The organism is Mesorhizobium sp. M4B.F.Ca.ET.089.01.1.1 (assembly GCF_004022605.1).
Taxonomy (GTDB): Bacteria; Pseudomonadota; Alphaproteobacteria; order Rhizobiales; family Rhizobiaceae; genus Mesorhizobium; species Mesorhizobium abyssinicae.
In genome coordinates, this window is sequence record NZ_RZOS01000311.1 from 1 (window position 1) to 6,994 (window position 6,994).

12 protein-coding genes and 1 pseudogene are annotated in these 6,994 nt (G+C 63.7%); 8 read left to right on the plus strand and 5 right to left on the minus strand.

Translation table 11 applies throughout. The features are described 5' to 3' along the window. Positions 1-211 (minus strand): annotated as a pseudogene (locus EN780_RS23825) (hypothetical protein); the annotation flags it as partial. Positions 212-435: 224 nt separating this feature from the next. Here EN780_RS23825 and EN780_RS23830 point away from each other — a divergent pair. Together EN780_RS23830 and EN780_RS23835 are read left to right on the plus strand one after the other, a co-directional pair. Continuing rightward, positions 436-735: a DUF1236 domain-containing protein gene (locus EN780_RS23830; RefSeq protein ID WP_128275497.1), complete on the plus strand. Its 300-nt coding sequence runs from the start codon at positions 436-438 to the stop codon at positions 733-735. 218 nt (positions 736-953) lie between these two features. Beyond that, positions 954-1,175: a hypothetical protein gene (locus EN780_RS23835; protein ID WP_127284199.1), complete on the plus strand. Its 222-nt coding sequence runs from the start codon at positions 954-956 to the stop codon at positions 1,173-1,175. Positions 1,176-1,277: 102 nt separating this feature from the next. On the opposite strand, the gene EN780_RS23840 is transcribed toward EN780_RS23835, so the two are convergent. Further along, positions 1,278-1,595 (minus strand): hypothetical protein, encoded by a 318-nt coding sequence (locus EN780_RS23840; protein WP_128275498.1) that lies wholly within the window; start codon positions 1,593-1,595, stop codon positions 1,278-1,280. 162 nt (positions 1,596-1,757) lie between these two features. On the opposite strand from EN780_RS23840, the gene EN780_RS23845 reads away from it, so the two are divergent. Next, positions 1,758-2,078 (plus strand): hypothetical protein, encoded by a 321-nt coding sequence (locus tag EN780_RS23845; protein WP_127311066.1) that lies wholly within the window; start codon positions 1,758-1,760, stop codon positions 2,076-2,078. Between the two features lie 17 nt (positions 2,079-2,095). On the opposite strand, the gene EN780_RS23850 is transcribed toward EN780_RS23845, so the two are convergent. Further along, positions 2,096-2,425 (minus strand): DUF982 domain-containing protein, encoded by a 330-nt coding sequence (locus tag EN780_RS23850; RefSeq protein WP_245478377.1) that lies wholly within the window; start codon positions 2,423-2,425, stop codon positions 2,096-2,098. 203 nt (positions 2,426-2,628) lie between these two features. Here EN780_RS23850 and EN780_RS23855 point away from each other — a divergent pair, with 203 nt between their 5' ends. From EN780_RS23855 to EN780_RS23875, 5 genes are all read left to right on the plus strand, one after another. Continuing rightward, complete coding sequence (locus EN780_RS23855; RefSeq protein ID WP_127284202.1) at positions 2,629-2,928, plus strand: DUF1236 domain-containing protein; 300 nt, start codon at positions 2,629-2,631, stop codon at positions 2,926-2,928. A gap of 94 nt (positions 2,929-3,022) precedes the next feature. Next, positions 3,023-3,232, plus strand: a complete 210-nt coding sequence (locus EN780_RS23860; RefSeq protein ID WP_127284203.1) for a hypothetical protein — start codon at positions 3,023-3,025, stop codon at positions 3,230-3,232. A gap of 169 nt (positions 3,233-3,401) precedes the next feature. Further along, positions 3,402-3,668, plus strand: coding sequence for a DUF2934 domain-containing protein (locus EN780_RS23865; protein WP_127311525.1), 267 nt, complete (start codon positions 3,402-3,404; stop codon positions 3,666-3,668). A 56-nt stretch (positions 3,669-3,724) separates the two neighbouring features. Continuing rightward, positions 3,725-4,090 carry a hypothetical protein gene (locus EN780_RS23870; protein ID WP_128275499.1) on the plus strand — a complete coding sequence of 122 codons (366 nt, stop codon included), beginning with the start codon at positions 3,725-3,727 and terminating at the stop codon, positions 4,088-4,090. 94 nt (positions 4,091-4,184) lie between these two features. After that, positions 4,185-4,385, plus strand: coding sequence for a CsbD family protein (locus EN780_RS23875; RefSeq protein WP_128275500.1), 201 nt, complete (start codon positions 4,185-4,187; stop codon positions 4,383-4,385). Between the two features lie 968 nt (positions 4,386-5,353). Here the strand turns inward: EN780_RS23875 and EN780_RS23880 are convergent. After that, complete coding sequence (locus tag EN780_RS23880) at positions 5,354-5,557, minus strand: hypothetical protein (RefSeq protein ID WP_127284208.1); 204 nt, start codon at positions 5,555-5,557, stop codon at positions 5,354-5,356. Between the two features lie 429 nt (positions 5,558-5,986). After that, positions 5,987-6,196 (minus strand): hypothetical protein, encoded by a 210-nt coding sequence (locus EN780_RS23885; RefSeq protein ID WP_128275501.1) that lies wholly within the window; start codon positions 6,194-6,196, stop codon positions 5,987-5,989. Positions 6,197-6,994 lie beyond the last annotated feature (798 nt).

Genomic DNA, 6,994 nt, shown 5'->3' on the forward strand with positions numbered 1-6,994 from the left:
CGGCCTTGCCCTGCGCCTGCTCGTCGGTCTTCACCTTGGCCTTGCCCTGGGCCTGCTCGCCTGCCTTGCCGCCCTTCTGGCAATCGGCGGTGCCGGCGGCGCAATTGTTGTCACCGCTTGGCTGGGCCTCGGCCGGCGCCTGTGCCTGCGCCATCGCGGCGCCACAGCCGACACCGAGCGCGAGCATGCTGGTAATCAGAATATGTTTCATGAGAACTCTCCTCGAAGTGTCGTCCCTTCGTTGGGGTAACTTCGGCTCAGGGCCTTTGTTCCGAAGCAAATTGGGCGGGATTCCATGACCAAATCGGATCGGCCACCAAGTCAAAAAATCCAGGAACAAGCCCTGTGCGGTGGCGTTAACGACCGAGGCGGCCCGGCTGCGGACGGCATTGTGCGCGCGGTGGAGGAGGTCGTCGGTAAAGACAGGAGACGATCATGAGACTGCATCTCAAGACAGCTGCCGCAGGCTTGCTGCTGCTCGCCGGCATGGGCGCCGCGGCCGCTCAGGACGTCATCATCGAGCCGCAGCAGGAAACCGTCATCCGGGAGTATGTGCACAAGCAGCCGCTGGCTTCGGTGAAGCTTCCGGGCGTGGAGCTCAATGTCGGCACCGCACTTCCCGACACCGTTGAACTCCGCGAAGTTCCCAACGTCAAATATCGCTATGTGGTCGTCGACAATCAGACCGTGCTTGTCGATCCGGGCACCCGCAAGATCGTAAAGATCATCCAGTGACCTGAAATGGCGCCCGCCGCTTGCCAGAGCGGCGGGCGGGCCAGCTCGTATTATTTCGTGACTAATATATGCCGATACATGCAGGAACCTTTCCCTCTCACCACGCGTTGCCGCGTCTGACTTCGTGTTGCCTCAATAATAGGCAGGCTGTGCGAGGCAGATCGGGCAAACGAATCGGCGGCAACCAGAAACGGGTCGGGGAACGGAGCACAGCTACCATGTCGAAGCGCGAAATCGGAACATCCCCGGCATTGGGGATGCGTGTTGCCGACCTGCGGGCCAGGATGCGAAGTGCGAGCATCACCGAACATGAGATGAAGACCTTCCAGAAGGTTGCGGCCATCATGGGGGGCGCCGACGGCTCCCTAAGCATCGATGCCGACGACCTGATCGCCGCTTCTTTTGTCGCCGAGACGGTGGGCGACAGCGCGCCGAACTGACCGCCGCCGGCCGCGTGCCGGTCCAGCATCACCCTGTCAGCATCCAACCTATCCGTTCCGCCCTCACGGACGAAAGCGTGCTCGTGCCTGTCGGCGCGAGCCTTATACCTCGTCGAAGGGGCCGCCACGCCTTGCCGGGTCGCGCTTGATGGCGGCTTCCTCGGCATCGTCCGGCAATGCCTCGTCGCTCTCCTGGTAGGGGTTGTCGTCGTCCTCCTCCGGTAACTCGCCCTCCTTCTCGATGCCGGCGCTTTCCGGCACATCCGCTTCCGGCAGGCTTTCGTCGGGAAGGATGCTCGCGCCCTTCACCGCGTCCCAATCCTGCTGTCTTGGCGTGGGCGCCTCCACCTCGTCGTTTGGCGTCCGGTCGTCGGCCGTTGACGGTTCGACCTCGTCGTTCGGTCTCTTGCGCGGTTCCATGACTGGCCTCCTTGGCGCTGGCACCTGAAAATCTGTTCCGAAGGTTGAACTCGCCGCCTTGCCACCGGTTCCCGCCCGACCGGCTGCAGCGCAAGCGCCCCGGTCCGCCAGGGAACCAATCGGCCCCGGCGTTCTTTCCCGGACAAGGAAAGGAGCCAGACCATGAAACCTTTCGCCTTTGCGCCATGCGCGCTGCTGGTGATGGCGCTGGCCGGTCCGGCGGCCGCGCAGGACAACCCCGACCAGACCAAAGCGTCCGCAGGCCCATGCCAGGCCGAGCCGCAGGGGCAGGGCAGCGCTGAGCAGAAACCGGCCGCCGACAGCGGCAGCGACAATGGCCTGACCGGCAAGCTCAAGCCTTGCGGCGGTGTATTGCAGCCGCCGCCGACCGGCGACCAGGGCATGGCCCAGCCGGCGCCCGAGGAAGGCAACATGCCGGTGATCAAGCCCGGCGAAGTGCCGCCGCAGCCGCCGAAGCAATAGTGATTGGGAGGCTCGGCTCAGCGCGTATGACGCTCGTGCGGCGCGCGCGCCGCGCGGATCGTCCGCACCTTGGCCCGGCGCAGCGTCGTCACCGGATCGACGCCGGTCCAGACGATGCCCGCGGCCTTGGCGAAAGCCATGAAGGCGCGTCGCGTCTGCTCGATGGTCACGTGTCCGGCCCGCGCCGCCTCGCAGGCCTTGATAGCGATCTTCTGCAGCCGTGTGTCTTCGGCAGGCGGCCATTCTTTTAGGAAGTTCTGCATCTCCGCCAGCGATGCAATGTCCCGTTTGAAGCCGGCGCCAACGGCGACGGCGATCGGCGGGTCGAAAGGCAGATCTTCAATCATAAGGCACCTCCGCTGGACTCTTCGCCTTCAATGCTGGAACGGCCGCCTGGTTCCGACGCCGACGGCGGATCAATTAGTGCCGGCTCGCGGAACAAGAGCCCCGTGCCGGCGTTTGCCCCGGAGAGCCCGCCAATTCGAACTCTCGCGCTTCGCCGGTCCGTGGAGGCGGGGCGAAGCTCGAAACCAACCAACAGGAGGCAGAGATGAAAATTGCTCTTATTACTGCTGTCGCCGGGCTGGCTATGATTGCCGGCATCGGCGCCGCCGCCGCTGATCAGGTGATCGTGACGCCCGAGCAGCGCACCGTCATCCGCGAGTACGTCCACAAACATCCGCTGGCCTCGATCAACCTTCTCGGCGTCGAGCTCAATGTCGGCTCGACCTTGCCGGACACGGTGGAACTGCGTGAGGTTCCCGACACCCAGTACAGATACACGGTCGTCGGCGACCATACCGTGCTGGTCGATCCCGGCACCCGCAGGGTCATTGAGGTCATAGAGTAAATAAGGCCGGGGCACCGGGCTGATGCATGACGGCCCCGCCGCTTCGCGCGAAGCGGCGGGGCGAGGGGTTTTGGGGCAGGGAAGGAGCACGTCCATGTTGCCGCATGTCGAGACCCCCAACTCCGAGAATGTGGCGGCCTGTTGCGACAAGCTGTTGGCCGAGCGGGGAACGGGATTGCTTTCCATGACGGAGGCAATCGGCGAGCTGCGTCGCCGCACCGGCACCGAACGCTCGGACGCCGATCTCGCCGGGCTGATAACCAAGAAGGCAGCCCTGCTGGGCGTCGCCGTCATGGCGCACTAGGCCAGCGCCACTGCGCATGACAACCCTGCTCGCCAGGAGCGAGGGGATCACACTCTCGTTGGGGCGCTATTGCCGCAAGTCCCCTCCGCTGCGCTCAAGACGCCGGCTCAAATTTCCGCTAGTGTTTACCGTGGACCACCGGAATGGAACCCAACCACGGAGGCAACAAGTGACGGACGACAGGCAGGAACGCATTCGCCAGCGGGCACACGCTATCTGGGAAAAGGCCGGCCGGCCCGAGGGCGCGGATATTCAGCACTGGGACCAGGCGACGGCCGAGATCGATGGCGAGGCCAAGCCGAAGAAGAAAGCTGCACCGAAGAAGCCTGCCGCAGCGAAGCCCGCCAAGACCGCTGCCACCAAGACTGTTGCCACCAAGAGCGCGACCAAGGCCGCAAAGCCCGCGGCGAGCAAGTCGAAAGCCGGCAAGGCCTGAAAGGCGGATCGGCCCCGCCGTCGGAGAGATGGGCCGGGCCGGGACGCGCGCCGGCCGTGGCCGATTTCCGGCAAATTTTGCAGCTTCCTGCCAGGGTAGGGCAGGCCGCCATGCGTGGTCGCAAGGCTGATCAGCCCCTCGCCAAGGCTGGCGCCTCAGCGCCTTCCACTGCGTCCAGCTCATCGAGGCTGGACGGAACATTCCGCTTCAAGAGTTCGGCGAGCACGGTGGCGGCCTCGAGCAGGAGTTCCCTCTTCCTGCTCGCTGAGCTTGTCGACGTACTCGGCCGCGTCAAGGAGATCGACAACCACGTCGACCGCCTTCATGTGAAGATGAGGCATTGCCGATCCTCCTTTGCATGTCGCCTGCGCTTTGCTGCCGGCAGGATTGCCAAACGCGGCGCTGCCTTCAATCACATTTGATGGCGTTGCCGAGGAAGGCCCGCATGCGTGGGCCGATCGTTCGGAACATTGTCGCGCCGGACCCATTCTCCTTTGACAACAAAGGAGACAAGTTATGAACTGGGATCAGATCAAGGGAAAGTGGATGCAGGTCAAAGGCAAGGCCAAGGAGCAGTGGGGCGACTTGACCGACGATGACCTCGACCGCATCGAAGGCGATCGCGATCAGTTCGTGGGGCGGATCCAGGAGCGCTACGGCATCGCCAAGGAAGAGGCGCAGCGGCAGCTCGACGACTGGTCGAGAAGGCTCGACTGAGCGCGGCGCCCCGCGGCGATCTCTATCGAGAGCTGGCAGACCGGAAGGCGGCCGCAACAGGCTGGCGCGGACTTGGTCAGGCCGATCAAGGCCGGCCCGATGTGGCGGGGATTTCACGCTACGTCGGTGCAGCCAACTTCGGCACGTGCGGAGCAAAAGCGGGGGAAAGAGTGACAATCGGATTATGTTGCGAGCTGGCTAATACTAGTGTCGTCCTAGCCGGCTTGCCCGCCCCCGAAGCCCCCAAGCCGGTCAGGCCCGGCGGTCAGTCGAAGTTACCCCAACAGGCTGTCGGGCCGCTGTGTATCGCCAGTCACGTAAGCCAGAGACCGGCAGGCACGGCAAGAAGCCACCGAACTTCCATAGCGCTGTCGTGACGATCATCCATTGTACGCGCGCCCTATCTCTGACTTCAAAAGGCTCCAGCGCCACGCACCTCCCGCCGTGCGCTGGAGCCTTGCCCGCGCTCAACCGCTGCCAGCGGGAGCTGCCGGTGTTGACCAACGGCGCTTGGATGGGTTCGTTCCGCGTTTAGGGCCATGGTCCGAAGCTGGATGCGACTGAAGTTGCAACGTCAGAGCATGGAACGCAGCGGCATGGCATTCCCGGGCGAAGGCAGCAAAAAGAACCCGCCGGCTCTGCCGGCGGGAGGGGCTGGAGTAGCCAGGAATATCTGGCGCATGAGAAACGATCACCAAGCCGTTTTGTTGCAAAGACCCGCCAGTCCACCGCCTGATCCTCGATAGGTGCGGCACGTTTGCGGTCGGAACCTTTAGCTGTCGCTGATGTTGTCACTCCAGTACCCATTTCGGGCGAAGGAGCGCGTCATGAACAACATCATCTGGCTGGTCGGAGCCGTGGTCATCGTCATCGCGATACTTAGCTTTCTCGGTTTGAGATAGCTCTGCGCGACTCTATAGGCCTGCGCCGGCATGCGTGGCGAGGTTGTCGCCACGCTCATCCGGAGCCTAATGCGGAGATCGTCTGCTGGCGTATTGCGCGACAGCGCACAGGAATGCCAATGCGCCCGCGTCGCACGCCGCCCGGGATGGCCCCTTGGCGAATAAAACGGCATCCGCGGCCGGAACCGTCAGGCCGTGCTTCTTGGCAAAAGCGGTGACTTCATAGGGCTGCTGGTCGTCGGATAGGTTGGTCTCGAATTCATAATTCATCGATCCACATTCCTCCCTTCGTGAATTTGCCCTTCCTTCGCCCGTCGCGAATTAAACGCTCGACGGGGCGCGCGAGTCCACCAATCATGAATTGCCGTGAAACGTTCCATCCCTGGTGTCGTGACTTGGTGGTTGCAGGAATAGAAGCCTAGCCGGCAGCGCCAGGAAGACCGCGCGCCGCATCGGCCTGGGCGGGCGCCAGATACGCCTTTCTCGAAGCACCTGCTCATTTCAAGCCCGGTGGTCTGGCCGAGGATCTCAGCAGCCGGGAACATTAGCCGTTTCGAATGGTTGAGGTCCTGTGTGTGGCGTCGCTGCTTGGCGTCCCACGCAGGCTGGTGGGCAAACATCGGCCGGCCCGCGTCATCGGTCCCTCCGTGGCGCGGGCTCTTAGCGGGCCGCCGCGACGGTACTCCGCTGGGCCACGCGCTATTTTTCTTCCTGGCGCTTTTCGATTTCGTAGGAAAGCCAGCGGCAGAGCATGCCGACAATCGATGCGGCAGCACCGCTAAGCAGGCAGGCGACCAGCAGCGGGCTTTGCGCGGCGCTCTTCCAGCTTACGATGGCGAGCAGGATCGCGCTCGCCGTCGAGACCAGGTAACCGGCGCCTTTCAGCAGATGTAGCGATGCTTTGGTCATTGCGGGAAACCTGGCCAGATTGCCGGATGGGCCAACGGCCCGACTAACATACGCGGGTGAAGAGGTTCCGTTCCCATCGGGGATGGCTTCAGCGGCAGAGCCGGGCAGGCGTCATTCCACGCCCGTCCTCGGACCGGGCGAGTGTCCCGGCTTTGAGGGGGCCAGGCCAAGGTCGAACGTTTGCGGCAGGTCAGGTCCCGGGCGGGGCTTGCCGACCGAGGCCGTCGTGAATGCGCCAACCTGGGGAGGCACGGCCACCTGGCCCCGACGCTCAGGCCAGAAGGGCTTTCCGAACGCCAGGAAAATGCCGCCGACAAGACACGCCAACAGCAGGAAGGCGAACGCATCCGCTATCATGTTTCCTAAGCGCATGGCGGCTCCCCCTGGGGCGGGTGCCCGCCGACACGGGAACGATGATGGCGGGCACCCGGAGACCGCCGATGAAGGGACGTACCCGGTGGTCCCCTTACCAATGGGTTGGCAGGGCCACGGTTGCCTTGAAACAACCGGCCCGGCCCTCTGCGCCCGGCAATGAGACTTCAGTCTCATGGCTGCCGGGACTGAGGTCCCCTGTGCGGAACGTTGCCGTAACGCGCCCGTTTTCTCGACAGTGCAATCGAGAGGAGAAAAGCAAATGGCTGACGGTCCAACGGTTGTGAACTCGGGTGGAGGTGGTACGGTTGTCGCGGTCGTTCTCGCGATACTCGCGATCGTGGTTCTGCTCTTCTTCACAGGCGTCATCAACCTCAACGGCGGCGGCAGCAAAGACGTCAACGTCAAGGTCGATGCGCCCAATGT

Bases quoted from the DNA above. Each gene is read 5' to 3' on its own strand.
- EN780_RS23830 (WP_128275497.1), top strand. From the start codon at position 436: ATGAGACTGCATCTCAAGACAGCTGCCGCAGGCTTGCTGCTGCTCGCC.
- EN780_RS23835 (WP_127284199.1), top strand. From the start codon at position 954: ATGTCGAAGCGCGAAATCGGAACATCCCCGGCATTGGGGATGCGTGTT.
- EN780_RS23840 (WP_128275498.1), bottom strand. From the start codon at position 1,595: ATGGAACCGCGCAAGAGACCGAACGACGAGGTCGAACCGTCAACGGCC.
- EN780_RS23845 (WP_127311066.1), top strand. From the start codon at position 1,758: ATGAAACCTTTCGCCTTTGCGCCATGCGCGCTGCTGGTGATGGCGCTG.
- EN780_RS23850 (WP_245478377.1), bottom strand. From the start codon at position 2,425: ATGATTGAAGATCTGCCTTTCGACCCGCCGATCGCCGTCGCCGTTGGC.
- EN780_RS23855 (WP_127284202.1), top strand. From the start codon at position 2,629: ATGAAAATTGCTCTTATTACTGCTGTCGCCGGGCTGGCTATGATTGCC.
- EN780_RS23860 (WP_127284203.1), top strand. From the start codon at position 3,023: ATGTTGCCGCATGTCGAGACCCCCAACTCCGAGAATGTGGCGGCCTGT.
- EN780_RS23875 (WP_128275500.1), top strand. From the start codon at position 4,185: ATGAACTGGGATCAGATCAAGGGAAAGTGGATGCAGGTCAAAGGCAAG.
- EN780_RS23880 (WP_127284208.1), bottom strand. From the start codon at position 5,557: ATGAATTATGAATTCGAGACCAACCTATCCGACGACCAGCAGCCCTAT.
- EN780_RS23885 (WP_128275501.1), bottom strand. From the start codon at position 6,196: ATGACCAAAGCATCGCTACATCTGCTGAAAGGCGCCGGTTACCTGGTC.